This window comes from Natrinema gari JCM 14663 (assembly GCF_000337175.1).
Taxonomy (GTDB): domain Archaea; phylum Halobacteriota; class Halobacteria; order Halobacteriales; family Natrialbaceae; genus Natrinema; species Natrinema gari.
The window spans coordinates 92,977-111,141 of sequence record NZ_AOIJ01000049.1; the positions used below are offsets into that span (position 1 = coordinate 92,977).

The window sequence follows — 18,165 nt, forward strand, 5'->3', positions numbered from 1 at the left end:
TGGGATAGATTATGCACCCTGTTGAGCGCGTTTACGAATCTTTTTATGCACCCCTCTGCAACCTGGCGGCCATAGAATGTCGACCGAACCGGACGGAGGCATTACGCTCGAGTACGGGGTAGACGACAAACCACCGTTGCCGAAATCGATTCTGCTCGGTCTCCAACACGTCGCAGTGATGATCGTGCCGGCGACGGCGGTGGCGTACGTCGTCGCGGGCGGAGTCGGGCTCGACCCGACGGACACGGCCTACATCGTCCAGATGGTCCTCCTGTTCTCCGGGCTGGCGACGATCGTCCAGGCGTACACCGTCGGTCCGGTCGGCGCGCGCCTGCCGATCGTCATGGGCTCGAGTTTCACGTTCGTGGGCGCGTCGATCTCGATCGGTGCGGACTTCGGGATGGCCGCCGTCTTCGGCGCGATCCTCGTGACGGGATTCGTCGTCGAGGGACTGATCGGCTGGCAGTTCAAACGAATCAAACCCTTCTTCCCGCCGCTGGTGACCGGACTCGTCGTCGTCATCATCGGCCTCTATCTCGTGCCGGTCGCGATGGAGTACGCCGCGGGCGGGGTCGGCGCGTCCGACTTCGGCGCGGTACACAACATCGGGCTGGCCGCGCTCGTCCTCGCGGTCGCCGTCGGTCTCAACATGTTCACGCGCGGCGTCGTGCGACTGCTGTCGATCCTCGTCGCGATCGTCGTCGGCTACGTCACCGCGATCGCCGTCGGACTCGTCGACTTCTCGGCCATCGGCGACGCCGCGTGGATCGCACTCCCGGCTCCCACCCGATTCGGCTTCGAGTTCGAACCGATCGCGATCGTCACCTTCGCCTTCCTCTTTCTCGTCTCCGCGATGGAAACGGTCGGCGACATGTCCGGCGTCACGGCCGCTGAGGGGCGAAACCCAACGAACGAGGAGTTCCGCGGCGGGCTGTTCACCGACGGCCTGCTGAGCTCGATCGGTGCCGTCTTCGCCGCGTTCCCGATCACGTCGTTCTCCCAGAACGTCGGCATCGTCAATTTCACCGGCGTGATGAGCCGTCACGTCGTCGGGATCGGTGGCGTCTTCCTCGCCGTCCTCGGGCTGAGTCCGAAAGTCGGAGCCGCCGTCACGACGATCCCCAGCGCGGTCTTCGGCGGTGCGGTCCTGCTCATGGCTGGCATGGTCGCTGCCAGCGGCTTCCGTCTGATCGTCACGAACGCCGAGCTCGATCGCCGAAACACGGTCATCGTCGCCGTCTCGCTCGGCCTCGGCCTCGGCATCGCGACCACGCCGGAAGCGCTCGCGGGCCTCCCGACCGCCGCTGAAACGTTCTTCAGCCAGCCGGTCATCGTGACGGCGCTGTCCGCACTGCTACTCAACACGTTCGTTCCCGGCGAGCAGAGCCCGCTGTTCGACGCCCACCCTGCCGACTCCGAGTCGGCCGGGGACGCCGCGATCGTTGAGCCAAGCGACGACTGAGACCGGCTGCTGTACCGATTTCTCGACGAGCCTACGGACTGGTCGCTGGTTCGCCGGCACTGACTGATAGCGGGCCGTCTGAATCGGAGCCCCCGCACTCGGCTCTTCCGACCCGCTCGGTGTCGAGACGCGCCGACGACCCCTTTTCTTCGAGTTCGTTCGCGGACGGATACCGTCGGCGGGGTCAGGTTTCGGCGTCGACCGCCGTCCGGACGACGCGAGCGAGACCGAGCGTCGCGACGAACGTGCCGGCGACCACGAGCACGGCGAGCAGGACGATACCGAAGGCAGACGCCCCGACCGCGGGATGAGTCCGAAGCGGCGACGTGAGGCGCAGTCCGAAGAAGGCCACGAGCAGCCCCGCGGCGATGCGGATCGACGCACGCCAGTACGCATCGTACTCTTCCGGCGACAGTTCCATACGCCGACGTGTGTGCCCGGCGCTGAAAAACGCTCGTCCGTGGCTCGGGTGCGATGGCTGCGGCTCGAGTCGCCCCGGTCTCCCGCTCAACGCATCCCGTCGGCCACCTGTCCGGCGACCCGCGCCCCCGTCCGCCGGTCGATGCGGCGGCGGTCGAAGACGGCACGAGCGCTCTCGGCCGCGTCCGCGTCGATCTCGAACGCGAGATTGGGGTAGTCGACCGCCGTCAGGACGAGCGGCTCGGGCGGTGCGGGGGCGATCCCCTCGTGGCCGGGCAGCGGCTCCGACTCGAGGACGCGATCGATCTTCGCGAGCGGGGAGTCGCCGGCACCGACCGCCCGGACGAGCGAGACGAGTCGACGGACGAGTTCCCGAGCGAAGCCGCCCGCGCTGACGGTGATGACGAGGTAGTCGCCGTCGCGCTCGACCGCGATCGTCAGCGAGCGCTCCGTGTTTCGGTCGTCAGGCGTCAGGTTGTGGATGTCGTGGGTGCCGGACAGCGCGTCGCAGGCAGCGCGGAACCGCTCGTCGTCGACGGCGGGGGCGGTCACATCGACCGCCGAATCGGGCACCGCAGCGTCGGCGGGCGGCGCGTACAGGTGATAAGTGTACGCCCGGCGGCTCGCGTGATGGGTCGCGTGGAACCCGTCGGGCGCGTCGGCGGCTGCCCACGCCCGCACGTCCGCGGGGAGTTCGGCGTTCAATGCCCGAGGTGTGAGCCAGTCGGGGACCTCGAGCGCGATCGTCTGTGCCAGTGCGGAGACGCCGGCGTCAGTGCGGCCAGCGGCCGCGTAGCCCGCGGGTTTGTCGGCCTCGGGGTCGAGAACTGAGAGCGCACGGAGGGCGTCGAAAACGGCGTCCTCGACTGTGGGGATGTCGGGTTGGGGCTGGCGCTGGAAGCCGTAGTAGTCGGTCCCGTCGTAGGCGATCCGGAACGCGCGACGTGGCATCGAGTCGACCCAGCGGGGCCAGGGTGTTATACCTGTCTCGACCGCCGCGCCGGACGGCCCGTCACTGTCGTCACTCGCGGTCCGCGAGCGCGTCGATCCGCTCCTCGGTCGGCGGATGGGTCGCGAAGAGGAACCGCTCGAGACGGTGGAGTCGTGCGCGCAGCCACCAGTACGACGGCTCGGTCGCTCCGTCGGGCCCGAGCATGACCTTCTCCGGTTCCGCCGGCTCGAGCGACAGGATCGACAGCGAGGAAACGCCCGCGGCCTCCCGAAGGTCTCGATTCGGGGTGTCGGCGATCTCCCGGTCGAGGCGTCGCAGCGCGCTCGCAAGGGCGGCGGGTGAGCCGGTCGCCTCGGCAGCAGCCCGGTCGGCCGCCAATTCTCTGGCCCTGGAGAACCGCGCCGTGATCGTTCGCCCGACGATCCAGACGCCACCCGACAGCGCCCGCAGTGGGACGGTAACGAGAGCCATCATGCCGGGGTTTTCAATCCGGTCGATCCGCGACCCCAGCCCGTCGGCAAGCACCACGGGAAGCGATACGAGGGTCATGACGATCGCGTCCCTGTTGCCGACGTGGGCGAGTTCGTGTGCGATCACCGCCTCGAGTTCGTCGTCGTCGAGTGCCTCGATCGTTCCCAGCGAGAGGACCAGATGGACCGCGTTCGGGCGGAGGCCCACGGCCATCGCCTCGGGTGCGTCGCGCTCCGAGACGGCGATCGTCGGCTCGGGAACGTCGAGTTGGGCGGCGACCCGAGTCGCCGTCTCGGAGAGCGCCGGTGCGGTCTCACGGTCCACCCGATGTGCATCCGCGAGGTGCTCGATCGTCTCGATCTGTCTGTACTCGAGGGCGCCGATCGTCACGAGCGTCACGGCCGTCGCGCCGAACGCGACCTGGGCGGCGATTCCGACGTCGAATAGCACGCAGACGCCGTAAAAGACGGCCCATACGCCCGCGAGAAACGCGACTGTCACGACGCCGAGGCCGACGAGCGCGGCGACCATCCGTATCCGGAGGGCGGTCAATCCGGCGGGCATGGAACCCGCTTCGAATCGCCCGGCAAAATGAGTATCGAACCGACCAGTCGGCGGTCAGCCACGGATTGCCGACCGGCCTGCAGCATCAGTCCTCGCCGCCGGAATCGTCAGTGGTGGCCTCGTCGATATCGAACGTGTCGGTCTCGAGGGGCGAGCCGTCGATGTCGATGCGCCCATCCCGGACCTCGATGGTAACGCCGTCGGCCGTCGCGTCGTCCGCGCCGAGGAGTCGCGTCGTCGCCGTCTCGACCTCCTCGTTGACCGACCAGACGAACCGCAGTACCGACTCGAGTTCGGTGCCGGCCTCGCGAACGCCGCGGTGGGAGGCGCGGTCCCCGAGGCTCCGTGCGCCCTCTGGATGGAGGTACTGGAGCGGATGGTCGGTCGGGACCTCCTGCAGGTCGACGTCGAACGACCAGAGGTAGGGGAGGACCTGGATGGCGTAGCCCTGCGGTTTCGGTGCCCGCCGACCGGCGGCGGTCAGCGCGACGTTGATCGCCGTCGACCCCGCGTCGGTGTCGAAGTAGACGCCTTGCACGCCCGGAATCGAGAATCGCATACTCGAGGGAGAGCGGCGGGAACGGGTGAGTCTGTACCCGGCAATGCCAGCCCCGTTTTATTTTGGACCGAGCGCGGCCACGGTACCCGCTCGAACACGGGCCCGAGCGGGAGCCGTCGGCGGGCTCGCGCCCGCACCGATCGCCGACGGCCGCGCGAATCGCGTGGTCAGTAGTCGTCCAGCTCGTAGAGCTCGCCGTACTTCGACTCGACGTACTCGAGGAAGTAGTCCGCGGTCAACCCCTCGCCGGTGGCCTGCTCGATGAGGTCGGGCGTGACGTAGCGCTTGCCGTGTCGATGGATGTTCTCGCGGAGCCAGCCGTTGAGTTCGTCGAACTCGCCCGCGCGGATGTCGTCGTCGAACTCGCCGCAGTCGTCCTCGGCGGCGGCGTACAGCTGCGACGCGAGCACCGAGCCAAGCGAGTACGTCGGGAAGTAGCCGAAGTCGCCGTGCGACCAGTGGATGTCCTGCAGGCAGCCCTCCGCATCCGTGTCCGGGCGCACGCCGAGGTACTCCTCGTACTTGTCGTTCCAGACCTCGGGCACCTCCGAGACCTCGAGGTCGCCCCGGATCAGATCGCGTTCGATCTCGAACCGAATGACGATGTGGAGGTGGTAGGTGAGTTCGTCCGCCTCGGTCCGGATGAGGTTGTCGTCGGAGACCTGATTCGCGGCCTCATAGGCCGCCTCGGGCGTGACATCTGCGAGTTCGGGGAAGCGGTCGCGAGCGATCGGCAGGAAGTGCTCCCAGAACGGACGGGACCGCCCGACGTGGTTCTCCCAGAGCCGTGACTGGGATTCGTGGACCGAGAGGTCCCGTGGCTCGCCCAGCGGCGTGGCGTACCCCTCGTCGGGGAGACCCAGGGTGTAGTTCGCGTGGCCGAACTCGTGGATCGTCGAGGTGAGCGAGCCAAGGAGATCCGTGGGCTCGAACCGGGTCGTCACGCGGGCGTCGAACTGCGTGCCCGACGAGAACGGATGCGGCGCGGTATCGATCCGGCCACGGTTCCAGTCGTAGCCCAGCGAATCCAGCACGTCCCGTGCGAGCGCTTCCTGATCGTCGTCGTCGAACTCGCCCGCGAACGCGTCGGTCTCGAGCGTCGCGTCGCTGTCCTGAACCGCATCGATCAGCGGGACGAGCGTCTCGCGAAGCCGCTCGAGGACCCGTTCCGCGGTCTCGAGGTCGATGTAGGGCTCGTAGTCCGCGAACAACACGGCGTACGGGTCGGCGTCGGGATCGATGTGGGCCGCGTACTCCCGCTTGAGGTCGACTAATTTCTCGAGCGTGGGCGCGAAGTGGTCGAAGTCGTCGGCCTCTTTGGCCTGCTTCCACGTCGGATGTGCGTTCGATGCCGTTGCCGAGAGTTCCTCGACGAGGTCCTGTGGGACGCTCGTCTCGCGGTCGTACCGGCGGCGGATCTCGCGGACGACCGCGGTCGCGTCTTCGTCGAGGTCATCGGACTCGAGGGCCGAAAGCAACTCGCCGGTCTCGTCGGCGGTCAGGAGTTCGTGACTGAGCGACGACAGCGTCGAGAGTTGCTGTGCGCGGGCCGGCGTCCCCTCATCGGGCATCACGACCTCCTGGTCCCACCGCAGAACACCGGTGGCGTTCTCGACGTTGGAGATGCGCCGTACTCGCGCTTCGAACTGTTCGTAGGTGTCCGTCTCGCTCGCATCGCTCCGTGCTTGATCGGTCGCCATAGCGGTCCGTTCACTCGGAAGTGCTATCAACGTCTTGGTACCGGACATTTCGAGGCCTATTGACTGTCGGCTATCAGGACGGTCAGTTTGCCGTGACACAACGTCACTGAGTGTCCGTCTCGCTGAAACGGACGCTCCTCGCATCTCCGAGCCGTCAACCGCCGTGTTCGCCGTGAGTCTGCTGCTCGATGATCGCGGCAGCTACGCGAGTGCGCGGGTTACGATCGGCATCTCGGGCGGTACCCACCGGCCGCGCGACGCACTCACCGCGCCGACGGCCACCGTTCGGCGACCCGCCGATAGGTCTCGTGACAGCGCTCGAGAACGGGGATCGAGACGCTCTCGTCGTCGGTGTGGGCCTCGCCGGGCTCGGACGGGCCGTAGATCACGCAGTCGGTCCCGGCCTGTGAGAGCCACCCCGCGTCTGTCGCGTGGGGTTTCGTCACCAGTTCGGGCTCGGCCGCTTGCACGCCGTCAGCGGCCTCGAGAACCGTCTCGGCGAACGTCTCGTCGTCACAGCGCATCGGCGGCAGGTCCTGGTCGACCGTCCACTCGACGCCGTCGAGGTCGGCGACTCGCTCGAGGGCCGCGCGTTCGCCCGGCACCGTCCGCTCGTCGACTGTGACCACACAGCGGGCGGGGACGACGTTCATCGCCGACCCGCCCTCGATCTCCGTGACGGTGAGTCGGCCTGCGATCGAGTCGCCCGCCACGTCGACCGACGGGACCTCGAGTTCGCGAACGCGATCGACGGCCGCGGTGGCGCGATAGATGGCGTTCTCGCCGGCGTCGGCTTCGCTGGCGTGTGCGGCAGTGCCGCGAGCGGTGATCGTACTCCCGCGACGGCCCTTGTGGGCGACGGCCACGTCGGTGACGTTCGGGCTCGAGTAGTTCGTCGACCCTTCGCCGACGATGGCGTACTCGGGGGCAAACCCGTCGTCGATCGCGTATCGTGCGCCGACGCCGCCGACCTCCTCGCCGACGAAGCTCGCGACGACGAGTTCGCCGGCGGGGTCGGCATCGCGGAAGGCCAGCAGCGCGGCCGCGAGCGCTCCTTTCATGTCCGCCGCCCCGCGGCCGTACAGGCGGCCGTCTCGCTCCTCGACGACGTACTCGCTCGCTTCGTCGACGTTCCCGTCCGCGGTCGCGACCTGCGACTCGGCCGGCGCGACGACATCGTGATGTCCGACCAGTGCAAGCGTCTCGGGTCCCGTCCCTTTTCGGGCGATCACGTTCCCGACGGCGTCCCGAGTCACGTCGGCGTCGGTCTCGCGGCGCAGCCACGACTCGAGGACATCACCGGCGGCGGCCGCGTCTTCATGGCTCGGGATCGACACGAGCTCGCGGGTCAACTCGACGAGAGTCATACGCGATGTCTCGGCGGCTGTGCTGTTCAGTGCACCGGCTCCCGAAATCAGGAGTGCGATCGTCCTGCCGGGGCGGGCGGCTCAATCGTACCGTTCGTAAACCGGCGGCTCATCGTCGGCGTCGGCCTCCGTCAGCCGCGCAACCGACTCGCGGACCTCTCGCAGGCTGGCCGTTTGCTGTTGGCTCGCCGCCGCGACCGACTCCGCGGCGCTTGCGACGGTGTCGGCCGACTCCGAGAGGTCCTCGAGCGTCTCCGCCGTCACCTCGACGCCCCGGGCCTGCTGATCGGTCGCCGTCGCGACGTCTTCCATGCCGGCCGCCGTCGTCCGTGCCGACTCGTGGATCTCCTCGAGCGAGTCGACCGTCTCCCGAACGCGGTCGGTCCCGGCATCGACGCGGGTAACGGTCTCCTCAGTTGTTTCAACGGTCGCCGCGGCGTCCTGACGGACGGCTTCGACGGCGTCCTCGATCTCGGCGAGATCGGACTTCGTCTGTTCGGCGAACGAGCGCACTTCGCTCGCGATGATCCCCATCGTCTCGCTGCCGTCCGCGTCGTCCCGCGAGGACTCGATCTTCGCGTTCGCCGCCAGCACCGTCGTCCGTTCGGCCAATTCGTCGAGTCGGTCGACGATCTCGTCGATCTCCTCGGTTCGGTCCGCGAGCGTATCGACCGCGTCGGCGACGCGGTCGGTCGCGTCTTCGATCGCCGCGAGCTCGTCCAGCGCGTCGTCGGCCGCCTCCACGCCCTGTGCGGCGAGCGTTTCGGTTCGATCGCTCTCCTCGCTGACCTCGTCGGCGACGCTTGCGACCTCCTCGATGGCCGCGCTCATCTCGTTGAGCTCCCCCGCCGCCCGCGTGATGCCGGTCGCCTGCGAGTCGGTCTGCTCGCTGATCGCCTCGGCGCGCTGAGCGACGACCTCGCTCGAGTCGTGGAGTTCGGCGATCGGTGCCTCGACGTCGGTTTCGACCTCTCGCGCGAGTCGTTCGCGCCGTTCGATCGAGTCCTCGAGTCGCTGTGCGTAGGAGTCGACGTACGTGTCGACCGCGACCTGCATATCGAGGTTGATGATCCGCAACAGCGAGAGGACGTCCATCATCCCGTCATCGATGGCGTCTCTGACCGTTTCCTCGAGCGACTCCTCGAGACCGTCACTCTGGTCTTCGCCACTGCCACCGAGGCCGAGCGCGCCGACGAACCGGTCGAGACCGCCGTCGTCCTCGGTGTCGCGCTCCGCGGCCCACTCCTCGATGGCATCGACGACCTGTTGCTGGACCCGCTCGTTGAGCCGAGACATGATCAGGTCGTAGTAGACGCCGTACTGTCCCACGTACTGTTTCAGGGGCATGTCGAGCAGTTCGTGGAGTTTGCCGATTCGGGCCCGGTTCTTGAAGAACTCCTGATCGTAGTCCCCAGTCGCAAGCGAGACGAGGTACGCCTGCTGTGTTTGCTTGAGCGCGTCGACGTTTTTCGGGGAGCGGTCGACGATCGCCCGCGTCTGCTCGTAGTGGAAGACGTTCTCATAGAAGTCGTCCGCGATCGCCTCCGCGTTGGCCTGCAAGAGCGGCTCGAGAGCGGCCAGGCGCTGCTCGTCGGCCTCATCGAACCCGATGAATGCCTTTCGCCACGCGATTTCGTCGTCGTCGAGCTCGATCCGGTCGACGAGATCGTCGACATCGAGAAAATCATTGAGTCCGTCGCGCCCGAACGTCTCCTGGGGTTGCATGCGGGAAACGTGTTCGGTCGGTCCGTTAAGCTTTTATGAGTGTTCCCGCCGAATAGGAATACTCGGAGAGCTTTCACATCTCCACTGGTCGAAAAATACGTCCGCGGGACGGGGCAGTGTTGTGGACACCCTTATAGGGGTACGTCGATCAGTTTACGTATGAACGTCGTGCCGGATACGAGCGTGGTCATCGACGGCCGCGTCTCGGCGACAATCGAAGACGGGCAGTTCGAGGGAGCGACGATCTGCGTCCCCGAGGCGGTCGTCGCGGAACTCGAGGCGCAGGCCAACGACGGGATCGACAGCGGCTGGGACGGCCTCGAGGAACTCCAGCGGCTGGCCGAGCTGGCCGACGACGGGGTCATCGACCTCCGCTACGTCGGGGAGCGGCCCAACGCGATCGAGCGGGGCCACGCCTCCGAGGGCGAGATCGACGCGCTGATCCGCGATCTCGCGGAGGAGTTCGACGCGACCTTCGTCACCAGCGATATCGTTCAGGCCGAGGTCGCCCAGGCGAAAGGACTCGATGTCGAGCGCGTATCCCCCGAGGTACGTGAGGTCGGGACCCTGGCCGTCGAGGAGTTCTTCGACGAGCGGACGATGAGCGTCCACCTCAAGACCGATGCCGTCCCGAAGGCCAAACGCGGCGACCTCGGTGAGATGCGCTACGAAGCCATCGCCGACGAGCCCCTCGACGAGGCGACCATGGACGAATACGCCCGCGAAGTCGTCGACGGCGCGAAGGAGGCCCCCGACGGCTTCATCGAACTCTCGGAGTCGGGCATGAAGATCGTCCAGTTCCGGGACTACCGGATCGCGATCGGCCGACCACCCTTTGCCGACGGGATCGAGATCACCGCCGTCCGGCCGATCGCCCAGACGGACATCGAGGACTACGAGCACGCCGACGAGTTGAAAGAGCGCCTGCTCGAGCGCCAGCGCGGCGTCCTCATCTCGGGGTCGCCCGGGGCGGGGAAATCGACGTTCGCGCAGGCGGTCGCCCGCTACATCTCGGATCACGACTACTCGGTCAAGACGATGGAGAAGCCGCGGGACCTGCAGGTCGGCCCTGACATCACCCAGTATACGGAACTGGGCGGCGAGATGGCCAAAACGGCCGACGCCCTGTTGATGGTCCGGCCGGACTACACCATCTACGACGAGGTCCGCAAGACCGACGACTTCGAGGTCTTCGCGGACATGCGCCTGGCCGGCGTCGGCATGATCGGCGTCGTCCACGCGACGCGGCCGATCGACGCCCTCCAGCGACTGGTCGGCCGGGTCGAACTCGGGATGATTCCGCAGGTCGTCGACACCGTCGTCTACATCGAGGCCGGCGAGGTGTCGACGGTCTACGACGTCAGGACCGAGGTCAAAGTCCCTGCCGGCCTCACGGAAGAGGACCTCGCTCGCCCGGTCATTCAGGTCATGAATTTCCAGACCGGCGACCCCGAGTACGAGATCTACACCTTCAACCGGCAGGTCGTTACCGTTCCGCTCAACGACGAGGACGGCGGCCCCGGAACCGAGTCCGGCGTCGACCGGATCGCCAAACAGGAAATCGAGCGGGAGATCCGCTCGATCGCCCACGGCTACGTCGACGTCGAACTCAAAAGCCAGGACACGGCCGTCGTCTACGTCGAGGAGGACGACATCTCGAGCGTCATCGGCAAGGGTGGTGGCCGAATCACTGACATCGAGAACCGGTTGGGGATTGACATCGACGTCCGGACCCATGACGAGAACCCCAACTACGGCGCGGGAAGCGCTGGCGGCGGTGCGAGTGCGAACGGCGGAGGCGGCGGTTCGCAGGCCGGCCAGATGGTCCAGCCCGAAATCACCTCACGACACATCGTTATCCCCGTCGACGGCAACCACGGTGAGACCGTCGAGGTGCAAGCCGGCGGCGAGTACCTCTTCACTGCGACGGTGAGCCGCGGCGGCGAGATTCAGGTGTCCCGGGGGAGTGCGATCGCGGAGGAACTCGAGCGGGCGATCGACCGGAAGGACCCGGTGACGGTCGTTCCATCGTAACCGACCGAACCGTGAGAGCACGAACGGAGTGAGTGAGCGGCGTTTTGCGGGTCGTCACGAGTAGTACGAGAGTAGCGGTCTCGGGACCGGGCGCACGGAATCCGCGTGCGCAGACGAAACGAGTGATGACCCAGCAAGCAAAGCGTTCTCGTAGCGTATTTCGACGAGCATTTGCACAACTCTTTTACATTTGATGTTATATGTTTATATCATTATGAATTGGCGCCGTCGACGGTTCCTGACAGCAACCAGTTCCCTCTTTTCGCTCGGAATCGCGGGCTGTCTGACGAACGAGACGGACGAATCGGGCCCCGACAAGAAGCCGGACAGTGATGAGGAGTCGTTGTCCTCGGCCCTCGCCGATCCCCTGACACTGCTTCCGGGAAGCATCGGCGACATAGATAGCGTTCACGCGGTGACACCGGGTGTGTTCGACGGCACCACAGTGGTACCGACGGGCGTGGACTATCGGTACTTCGCTCCGGTCGACGATCTCTCGGCCATTGAGTGGGTCCTCGAGGTCACGCCGTCCGATGGTCTCCCGATCCGGGTAGTGACTGGCGATATCACCACGGACTCGTACACGGACGACCAGCATCTTAGCGACCGAAACGGCCTCTCACTGTACGAACTCGACACCGCCGGACCCGGTGTCCGGACCGCTGCGTTCACTGACGGGATCGTGATACAGAGCGGCGACGAACAAGCCATTGAAACGGTTGTCGACGCTGCCGGCAGTGAGAGCTCGGACACTCTACTCACGACACAGCCCGAACTCGAGCAAGGGCTGGCAGGGCTCGGCGGATACGACAGTCGGCAAGTAGAACCCGCCACGCAAGAAGTAGCCGAATCGCTTGGCATCGACACCGAGACTGCCGTTAGCACCGGCAGGGGGCAGCGACTACCGGACCCCGACCACCTCGAACGACGTTATTTCGTGCAGGTGACCGACGAGTCCGTCATCACAACTGACGTCAAAGAACGGTTTGAATCGATGATCCGACAGAACGATGCGGACGAGAGCCGTCCGACCATCGGCACCGATGGGGCAGTGCTCTCCGCTGACACCACCATTGATCTCGCTGACCGCCGACGCGCTCGTGCACACGACAATCCGGTCCTGGGTTCGGAGAGCGGATATGATCCCAGTGCGAACTGGCTCGTCATTCCGATCGTTCGCGGCGATGAAACGCCCGTCGACGCACTTACGCTCGAGGTCGACGGCGAGGTGTACGATCCCGAGATTTGGGCCGACGGCGAAGAAACGATCGAAGAGGGCGACGAAATCCTCGTTCGACAGGCTGACTCCGAGCCGTTGACGGAGCTCAGACTCGTCCACGACGAGGAAACGAACGGTGGTCCTGAACGGACCGTCCTGAACGATCTCACCTTCGAGTACGACTACGGCGGGAAGTCACGATCGCTGCAGATAACGTACGCCGACGAGTTCCCATTGGACGGGACACACGTGTACGGTGGAATCTACGTCGATCCGGAATGGAGACAACGAGAACGGATCGTCGATGCGGTGGGCTCGAAGCGAGAATCCGGGCCGAAACCGGACCGGACGATACAGCCGTGGAGCGGGACGGAGATCACTGATGGTGCCACAGCGACGATCGAGAACATCAACCCGGGAGACACGGTCGCAATCGGGTGGCGCAGTGTCCAAGAGACGAGTCTCGATGCGTTCACCGTACCGGAATAAAGCGACGCGACGCCGAATTCGGCTACTTATGGGAGCCAGATCAGGTATCGCCTAAGAGCACGATCGCCGAGGAACTCGAGCGGGCGATCGACCGAAAGGACCCGATCACGGTCGTGCCCTCATAAGCGGGCGAACCGCGAACGGGCGTCAACGCGTGAGCGACCGACGTGAGAGGTGCGTTTTCGGCGTCGGCGCGAGTGGATCGAGGAAGAGCCACGACAGCGTCGCTCTCGCAGGGACTCGTTGTGTGTGAGTGGCCGGCATCCCGACTCAGGGCGACCAGATCCCGTCTTCCCGATCGAGCAGCGTGACCACGACGACGTGTGGGAGAGTCAACACGGCGATCCCGACCAGATAGACCGCGATCGTGTCGGCGACGGTCGCGGGCGTTCGCGGGACGGCGAGCCAGATCCCGACGAGGACGGCCAACGCGGCGAGAGTCAACGGCGCTGCGTCACGGGCGAACCGGGACACAGCGGTCCGAATTGCCCCGTGCTCGAGGGCGGCGCTCGCGACGGGGTCCACGAGCATCGTTCTGAGGACGTGCCGGAGCGAGTGCCAGAAACAGAAGTAGAGACCGATCGCGAGGATCGGCGGCACGGTGGCGAAGTAGCCGACGAGACCCAGCGTCTCGGCGACGTCGACGAACCACGGCCACCGCTCGTCGGGGCTCGTTCGACGGAGCCCGAGGAAGAGCGAGAGCGCGATCAGCGACCCGAACCCGATCAGCACGGCCGCTCGAGCCGTCGGTTCGAAAAGCGGGTCGAGCGCGGTCGCCGCGCCGGGATCGAACACCCCGACGAGCCTCTCGGCGACGAACGCGTACTGCGCGGGAAAGGCGACCAGCGGGACGAGCATCGGGAGGCCGCCCCTGACGAGGAGGGCGAGGAGCCGACTGGCCCGCGTCTCGAGATGGTCGGCACCGACGAACTCGAGGAGCGCGTAGACATCGCCCTGTCCCCAGTGGACGAGCGTGACGAGGACGAATAGGACGAACGCGGCGACTGGTGCGAGGAACCAGACGAGAGCGTAGGCGGAGCCGAGCAGGAGGTAGAGGCCGCCGACGAACGCGAGCGATCGCGGCGTAACCGGGTCGCCTCGGACCCGCGGTAACACGAGGTGGTCGACAGCGCCGTGGGGGAGTCCAAGAATGAGGACGCTGAGCGCCAGCGGCACGTACTGGTAGACGAGCGGCGGCGCTCCGAACGCGATCGTCGCCGCGGCAGCGACGGCGAGCAGCGAGCCGAAGCCAAGGGCCACCCGAGCGGCGCGCGATCGACTCTCGGCGCTCGCTCGCATGTCGGCGCGCCGGCCGATCGCGTCACCGGTCATCGGAACTCGTCGGCACCCGCGGAGCTGTGCTCGTCCACGCCGAAACGCCGCCGATTCGATCGAGTACCCAGACGTACATGGTGATCCCTTGGACGACGAAGAGGGTGGTCACGAGGAAGAACAGCGCCTCTTCGATCGGGAGACCGAGGAGCGCGTGACCGGTGGTGTACGTGTCGGAGATGACCCAGACGCCGAGTTCGATCGCGATCCGGTCGACCAACCAGAGGTACAGCGTCGGGACGGCGATCGCGACCAGCAGCGACCGGCGGATGGCCCACAGGTACGTCGACCCGAACCCCCACTGGAGGGCGAGGACCGGTCCGGCCCAGAGGAACAGCCAGCCCAGATAGTACGTCGCGGTGTCGCCGCGGAGCGCCCAGCCGACGACGGCGATCGCCAGCCCGCCGGCGACGCCGAGCAGTCGATGTGTGTGAGGAATCGCCAGCGACCGCTCGGCGGACGGCCGCACCTGACACAGCCAGAGCGCAGTCAGTATCGGCTGGAGGACGAAAAAGAGGTATTCCTCGAGCGGCGTGTGCCAGACGGTCGCGAGGACGGTCCCCTCCCCGTACCACCAGACGCCGACGGGAATGAGACGGTTCGTAAACGGCGTCGTGTAGACGATGGCGAGGACGATCATGATGCCGAGTCCCGAAAGGGGGCGACTCCCCCACCAAGCGCGGTCGCGCCGGCTGGCGAGCCACCCCAGAATCAGGATTGGCGGCAGCAGGAAGGCGAGGTGGATGCCGAAGTACGTGAACTGGACGGTCATGGGCGGGTCGACGTGCGCCGTCGGTGTGCGGGCGGCAACCGGAACCGCTGTGAACGGCAGTACGGACGGGAGCCGAATAGCGCCGTGTCCATACTGGTTAGGGACGATCGGGACACTCGAGCGAGGTCGATTCGATCGGTCGCCGGCCGGGACGGGACCGGGCATGCTGGTGGCGCAGTCCGCCCCGTCGGTGTGGGGTGGACGACGAACGACGGCGCGAGCGAGGTGGTGGCACCGCCGAAGACGGACTCGAATCGGTCTCGGTCCGTCGCGTCGTTCTGTAGGACGGCGTTCCGGGCACGGAAACCGCGGTCGTGGGCTGGCTGCATGAACGGGAGATCTCTTCACTAGGGCAACACATAAACGAGTGGCCGTCGCGAAGCCGCACGTCGGGAGTCCATGCAGCGCCTTCAGGTTGGGGCAGCCGTCGGCGTCGAGACCCGTTCCAGGACGGAGCGACTCTGGAGCAGGATCACGCCGAATCCGACCTTCGCCGAGAGGTCGAGCACCATGAACGCCGCGGTTTCCCAGTACAGCGGGAGGATGCCGAACGTCCCTTCGGTGCCGAGGATCCAGACCACCGGGTAGAGGAACCACAGCGCGATAACCAGGTTGCGGAGTCTCCCGAACAGCGACGCGACCTCGGGGGCCCGACTGCGCGCGTTCTCGGAGAGCGTCCCGACGAGGACGTACAGCAGGGCGAGCAGAGCACCGGTACTGATCGCCCACCAGGCGATCCGGGCCCCCGCAGTGGACGAGAGCGCTGCGATCGCACCGGTCCCGATCATGAAGATGTCGAGGCCGATCAGCGTCGCGATCGTGTTTCGGTTCGCCCCGGCTAGCAGCGAGAGGTCGAGCAACAACAGCGGCGTCGTGAACAGCCAGTCCGCGTAGCGCGCCCAGTAGATCGTGAGCGCCTCGTCGCCGACCATGACTTCGGTGACGCCGAAGCCGGTCGCCATCGCGAAGTACATGGCAGCGGCGATGGTTGTGATGAAGATCGTGATGATGTAGAACTCCTGCATCTTCCGATCACGAACGCCACGTCCGCGACCGACGAAGTACAGGGTTCCGATGGTCATGCCGATTGTGCCGATCCATAGCCAAATGGATTCTGGGCCAACTGTTGCGGCCATGGGTGGTGCTAGAGCAGCGCAACACATATTGCTTGACCCTAACGGAAATAACCCTCATCGTAGCGTGTATGTCCAGAATTTTGACGTGGAGGATGATATCGCAGCGTATTTTGGGGTGTTCTGTGTTCGATCGGATAGCCCGATCAGAACGCTCCCTTCACAACTGATGACCTCGACTGATCCGAACGATCCGATTGCGGACGCACTCCTCGGCGAATCGACGTACGAACGACTCAGAGTGGAGCGGTACGCGGTGATCAAGCGCCGCATTCCGCAAAAACTCGTCTACCAGAGCGGCCTGCTGCTCGTGCTCGCGCTCGTCGTTCCGATCGTCGCCACCTATCCGTCGTCAGTGCAAGCGACGTTCCCGGGCGGCGCTCCGCTGTGGTCGTCGCCGCTCGTCCTCTGGGTCGGGGTCTACGCCGGCAGCATTGAAGTGGGGACTGCAACCTGTCTCGTTGCAGTAGCGATCGCGCGTCGGCGGTACGAGCCCTCCCTCTCGGAGTCACAGGTCCACACGCTACTGAACCTCGAGGACGTCGCGTCGATGTTCGGACTGGCGACCGGCGGCTTCGCGATCCTGATCACGGTTGGCTTCTTCCTGCTCGGCCACGCCGGCGTCGAGACCGTCACCGCCATCGTCGAATCCGCGCCGCGAGATCCCTACGGACGGACCGGCGTACCGGTACCCGTGATCGCCGTCGGTGTCGCGGCAGCGATCAGTTCTTGCGTCGTCTACGCCGCCGGCCGATACCTCTCCGCGGCGTAAGCGACGATCGGGACCTCACGTCTCCTCGCGGCGGCACTCGAGCGACCGGAAGAACCCGGTGACGACCGACCCCACCGATGGAAAGACTGCAAACGTACGGAAGAAAGAGTTCGGTGGCTGAGTAGTGAACATATGGTCAGTAAATCACCCAAACACCGAACCACGTACATGCCTGACACGGGTAGAGAAACTAGGTGTTTAAGGATTAGCTTCATATGTGGGTCGATCGTCCAGATACTACGTGAACAACGGAGTGATTCCAGCGTATGAGCGTAGATAGGACGACGTTCGTCTTCTCTGACGGGGAGCGGACGAACGAGGCGTTCGTCACGGATCGCCGCTCGCTCGAGGCGATACGCGAGCGGATCGTCGCCGACGTTCGAACCCGGGTCGCCGACGCGGGGGCGGCCGGCGTCGTCGTGGCGATGAGCGGTGGCCTCGATTCGACGCTGACGACAGCGCTCGCGGTCGACGCCGTGGGCAGCGAGAACGTGCTCGGACTGGGGCTGCCCTGTCACAAGACGGACGGGGCTCACGCCAGCGACGCCCGGACGCTCGCCGAGGGACTGGGAATCGAGTACGAGGAGATTCAGTTGCGGCCGCTCCTCGAGGCCTTCGAGGGAACGGTCGCGGACGAACTCGAGCCGGAATCGAACGACCGCGGGCGACCCGACGAACGCACCCACGAGATCGGCAACGCCGTCGCGCGGCTGCGGATGATCACCGCCTACTACGCGGCGAACCGCCAGTCACGGCTCGTCCTCGGCACTGCGAACCGTTCCGAGCGGTTGCTGGGCTACTTCACGAAGTATGGAGACGGCGGGGCCGACGCCTATCCGATCGGCGACTGCTACAAGACGGAAGTCCGCGCACTCGCGAAACACATCGGGCTCCCGCGACGGATCATTTCCAAGGAGCCGACGGCTGGGTTCTGGGCCACGCAGACCGACGCCGGCGAACTCGGCGCGCGCTACGACGTCATCGATCCGCTACTGTACCGGCTCGTCGACGCGGAGCAGTCGCTCGAGGAGGCCGTCGCCGATCTGCGAATCGACCGCGAGACGGCCGCCGAGATCGCATCCCTGCACGCCGCCACCGCCCACAAACGGACGCCCCCGCCGACGCCGGGGCTCTGCGGGCGCGACGACGGCCGCGCTGGCGACCGAACGGACGCACTCGAGTAGCGACGGCGAT

At 66.1% G+C, this 18,165-nt stretch carries 15 protein-coding genes; 5 read left to right on the forward strand and 10 right to left on the reverse strand.

Annotated elements, in window-relative coordinates; genetic code table 11:
• The first annotated feature begins 76 nt into the window (after positions 1-76).
• Complete coding sequence (locus tag C486_RS09205) at positions 77-1,462, forward strand: uracil-xanthine permease family protein (protein WP_008455423.1); 1,386 nt, start codon at positions 77-79, stop codon at positions 1,460-1,462.
• A gap of 184 nt (positions 1,463-1,646) precedes the next feature.
• Here C486_RS09205 and C486_RS09210 read toward each other — a convergent pair whose 3' ends face one another.
• From C486_RS09210 to C486_RS09240, 7 genes are all read right to left on the reverse strand, one after another.
• Positions 1,647-1,883, reverse strand: coding sequence for a hypothetical protein (locus tag C486_RS09210; RefSeq protein ID WP_008455424.1), 237 nt, complete (start codon positions 1,881-1,883; stop codon positions 1,647-1,649).
• Between the two features lie 86 nt (positions 1,884-1,969).
• On the reverse strand, positions 1,970-2,833 hold the full coding sequence (gene truA, locus C486_RS09215; RefSeq protein WP_008455425.1) for a tRNA pseudouridine(38-40) synthase TruA: 864 nt from the start codon (positions 2,831-2,833) through the stop codon (positions 1,970-1,972).
• Between the two features lie 70 nt (positions 2,834-2,903).
• Positions 2,904-3,869 carry a M48 family metalloprotease gene (locus C486_RS09220; protein ID WP_008455426.1) on the reverse strand — a complete coding sequence of 322 codons (966 nt, stop codon included), beginning with the start codon at positions 3,867-3,869 and terminating at the stop codon, positions 2,904-2,906.
• Between the two features lie 85 nt (positions 3,870-3,954).
• A complete protein-coding gene (locus tag C486_RS09225) occupies positions 3,955-4,428 on the reverse strand; it encodes a hypothetical protein (protein WP_008455427.1) in 474 nt (157 codons plus the stop codon).
• Positions 4,429-4,595: 167 nt separating this feature from the next.
• Positions 4,596-6,128 (reverse strand): carboxypeptidase M32, encoded by a 1,533-nt coding sequence (locus C486_RS09230; protein WP_008455428.1) that lies wholly within the window; start codon positions 6,126-6,128, stop codon positions 4,596-4,598.
• A gap of 263 nt (positions 6,129-6,391) precedes the next feature.
• Complete coding sequence (locus tag C486_RS09235) at positions 6,392-7,495, reverse strand: M20 family metallopeptidase (RefSeq protein ID WP_008455429.1); 1,104 nt, start codon at positions 7,493-7,495, stop codon at positions 6,392-6,394.
• A gap of 81 nt (positions 7,496-7,576) precedes the next feature.
• On the reverse strand, positions 7,577-9,220 hold the full coding sequence (locus C486_RS09240) for a globin-coupled sensor protein (RefSeq protein WP_008455430.1): 1,644 nt from the start codon (positions 9,218-9,220) through the stop codon (positions 7,577-7,579).
• A 159-nt stretch (positions 9,221-9,379) separates the two neighbouring features.
• Between C486_RS09240 and C486_RS09245 the strand changes: the two genes are divergently transcribed.
• Together C486_RS09245 and C486_RS09250 are read left to right on the forward strand one after the other, a co-directional pair.
• Positions 9,380-11,254, forward strand: a complete 1,875-nt coding sequence (locus C486_RS09245; protein WP_008455431.1) for a PINc/VapC family ATPase — start codon at positions 9,380-9,382, stop codon at positions 11,252-11,254.
• Positions 11,255-11,468: 214 nt separating this feature from the next.
• The gene (locus tag C486_RS09250) at positions 11,469-12,962 is read left to right on the forward strand and encodes a hypothetical protein (protein ID WP_008455432.1); all 1,494 of its coding nucleotides are present in this window, start codon (positions 11,469-11,471) and stop codon (positions 12,960-12,962) included.
• 270 nt (positions 12,963-13,232) lie between these two features.
• On the opposite strand, the gene C486_RS09255 is transcribed toward C486_RS09250, so the two are convergent.
• From C486_RS09255 to C486_RS09265, 3 genes are all read right to left on the reverse strand, one after another.
• Entirely contained in the window at positions 13,233-14,294 is a 1,062-nt protein-coding gene (locus C486_RS09255) for a Brp/Blh family beta-carotene 15,15'-dioxygenase (protein WP_008455433.1), read from the reverse strand.
• Positions 14,284-15,066, reverse strand: coding sequence for a lycopene cyclase domain-containing protein (locus C486_RS09260; RefSeq protein WP_014864722.1), 783 nt, complete (start codon positions 15,064-15,066; stop codon positions 14,284-14,286). Before C486_RS09260 ends, C486_RS09255 begins: the two co-directional genes overlap by 11 nt.
• A gap of 410 nt (positions 15,067-15,476) precedes the next feature.
• Positions 15,477-16,202 (reverse strand): bacteriorhodopsin, encoded by a 726-nt coding sequence (locus C486_RS09265; protein WP_081704365.1) that lies wholly within the window; start codon positions 16,200-16,202, stop codon positions 15,477-15,479.
• Positions 16,203-16,368: 166 nt separating this feature from the next.
• Here C486_RS09265 and C486_RS09270 point away from each other — a divergent pair, with 166 nt between their 5' ends.
• Together C486_RS09270 and C486_RS09275 are read left to right on the forward strand one after the other, a co-directional pair.
• Positions 16,369-16,971, forward strand: coding sequence for a hypothetical protein (locus tag C486_RS09270; RefSeq protein ID WP_008455437.1), 603 nt, complete (start codon positions 16,369-16,371; stop codon positions 16,969-16,971).
• A 266-nt stretch (positions 16,972-17,237) separates the two neighbouring features.
• Positions 17,238-18,155 carry an NAD+ synthase gene (locus tag C486_RS09275; RefSeq protein WP_008455439.1) on the forward strand — a complete coding sequence of 306 codons (918 nt, stop codon included), beginning with the start codon at positions 17,238-17,240 and terminating at the stop codon, positions 18,153-18,155.
• The last annotated feature ends 10 nt before the right edge of the window (positions 18,156-18,165 follow it).

Coding starts and splice junctions, on each gene's coding strand:
- C486_RS09205 (WP_008455423.1), top strand. CDS start 77: ATGTCGACCGAACCGGACGGAGGCATTACGCTCGAGTACGGGGTAGAC.
- C486_RS09230 (WP_008455428.1), bottom strand. CDS start 6,128: ATGGCGACCGATCAAGCACGGAGCGATGCGAGCGAGACGGACACCTAC.
- truA (WP_008455425.1), bottom strand. CDS start 2,833: ATGCCACGTCGCGCGTTCCGGATCGCCTACGACGGGACCGACTACTAC.
- C486_RS09255 (WP_008455433.1), bottom strand. CDS start 14,294: ATGACCGGTGACGCGATCGGCCGGCGCGCCGACATGCGAGCGAGCGCC.
- C486_RS09260 (WP_014864722.1), bottom strand. CDS start 15,066: ATGACCGTCCAGTTCACGTACTTCGGCATCCACCTCGCCTTCCTGCTG.
- C486_RS09270 (WP_008455437.1), top strand. CDS start 16,369: ATGACCTCGACTGATCCGAACGATCCGATTGCGGACGCACTCCTCGGC.
- C486_RS09225 (WP_008455427.1), bottom strand. CDS start 4,428: ATGCGATTCTCGATTCCGGGCGTGCAAGGCGTCTACTTCGACACCGAC.
- C486_RS09265 (WP_081704365.1), bottom strand. CDS start 16,202: ATGGCCGCAACAGTTGGCCCAGAATCCATTTGGCTATGGATCGGCACA.
- C486_RS09235 (WP_008455429.1), bottom strand. CDS start 7,495: ATGACTCTCGTCGAGTTGACCCGCGAGCTCGTGTCGATCCCGAGCCAT.
- C486_RS09275 (WP_008455439.1), top strand. CDS start 17,238: ATGAGCGTAGATAGGACGACGTTCGTCTTCTCTGACGGGGAGCGGACG.
- C486_RS09240 (WP_008455430.1), bottom strand. CDS start 9,220: ATGCAACCCCAGGAGACGTTCGGGCGCGACGGACTCAATGATTTTCTC.
- C486_RS09210 (WP_008455424.1), bottom strand. CDS start 1,883: ATGGAACTGTCGCCGGAAGAGTACGATGCGTACTGGCGTGCGTCGATC.
- C486_RS09245 (WP_008455431.1), top strand. CDS start 9,380: ATGAACGTCGTGCCGGATACGAGCGTGGTCATCGACGGCCGCGTCTCG.
- C486_RS09220 (WP_008455426.1), bottom strand. CDS start 3,869: ATGCCCGCCGGATTGACCGCCCTCCGGATACGGATGGTCGCCGCGCTC.
- C486_RS09250 (WP_008455432.1), top strand. CDS start 11,469: ATGAATTGGCGCCGTCGACGGTTCCTGACAGCAACCAGTTCCCTCTTT.